Raw genomic sequence first — 219 nt, 5'->3', positions numbered from 1 at the left:
TCCCGGAAGCTACCGTTGAATGACTCAATATAGGGGTTATCCGTCGGTTTGCCGGGCCGCGAGAAGTCCAGTGTGACCTGCTGCTCGTAGGCCCATTTATCCAGCGCCTTGCTGATGAACTCGCTGCCGTTGTCGGCCTGGATGCGTTCTGGTACGACGCCCAGCGTTTGCTGCAAGTGACTCATTACGGCCACCACGTCTTCTCCTTTCAGCGACTGC

General features: G+C 57.5%; 1 protein-coding gene. It reads right to left on the bottom strand.

What is annotated here, in order from left to right:
• Positions 1-219: DDE-type integrase/transposase/recombinase (locus tag D0N36_RS19350; protein ID WP_147320997.1), on the bottom strand; the 219-nt coding region annotated here is incomplete at both ends.

The sequence above is a fragment of the Hymenobacter lapidiphilus genome (genome assembly GCF_003417065.2).
Taxonomy (GTDB): domain Bacteria; phylum Bacteroidota; class Bacteroidia; order Cytophagales; family Hymenobacteraceae; genus Hymenobacter.
Note: the sequence above shows the minus strand (reverse complement) of the source record. Positions and strands in the feature narration are given on the sequence as shown.